Below are 810 nucleotides of genomic sequence, written 5' to 3'. Positions count from 1 at the left end.
AATGGCGGTGTTGAAGTCCTTTTTCAACTCGTTTAACAGGGTTAAAATCTGCGCTTGACCTGTCACATCTAAGGCTGTTGTTGGTTCATCGGCAATCAGGAGTTTTGGTTGACAGAGTAGTGCCATGGCAATCATGACCCGCTGGCGCATGCCCCCTGAGAATTCATGAGGGTACATGTGCATACGTTTGCGAGCTTCGGGCATTTTTACCGCATCGAGCATTTGCACAGAGGCCTCAAAGGCTTCTGCCTTGGACATTCCCTTGTGCAGCATCAAGACTTCCATAAGCTGCTTGCCGACTTTCATATAAGGATTGAGGGAGGTCATCGGATCTTGGAAAATCATGGCGATTTCTTTTGATCGAATACGGTTCATTTGTTGATCGCTGAGGGACAAAATATTTTGTCCCTCAAAGCGCGCTTGTCCTTCAATGACCCCATTTTTGGCCAGTAGTCCCATTAAAGCAAAGGCGGTTTGGCTTTTACCGGAGCCCGACTCGCCAACAATGCCCAAGGTTTCTCCTTGTGCCAAAGTAAAGTTTAAATTATTGACCGCAGTGACAAAGCCATCGGGGGTTTTAAAGTTTACTTGTAACTGATCGACTTCTAATAGATTCATATCGCCTCCTTAGCGGTCTTTTGGATCAAGCGCATCTCGTATGCCGTCCTCTGCTTGAAAAAAAAAATTCTCACATATCCGTAAGCCCTCCCTACCAGTATTCTTTCGCCAGCCCTTAACCTCAGATATAATATACCTTTCTACTCACTCACCATCTAGTTAAATTCCACAGTGACTCTTTCTTTTCACTTC

At 45.3% G+C, this 810-nt stretch carries 1 protein-coding gene; it reads right to left on the bottom strand.

Annotated features, from left to right (window positions below; all coding sequences use genetic code 11):
- A partial coding sequence (locus tag OA91_RS23795; protein ID WP_157203898.1) for an ATP-binding cassette domain-containing protein occupies nt 1-618 on the bottom strand: 618 nt, incomplete at its 3' end.
- Between the last annotated feature and the right edge of the window lie 192 nt (nt 619-810).

Source organism: Marinomonas sp. SBI8L, assembly GCF_001624705.1.
Lineage (GTDB): Bacteria > Pseudomonadota > Gammaproteobacteria > Pseudomonadales > Marinomonadaceae > Marinomonas.
The sequence above is the reverse complement of the archived record's forward strand: the minus strand, read 5'-3'. Positions and strand labels throughout refer to the sequence as shown.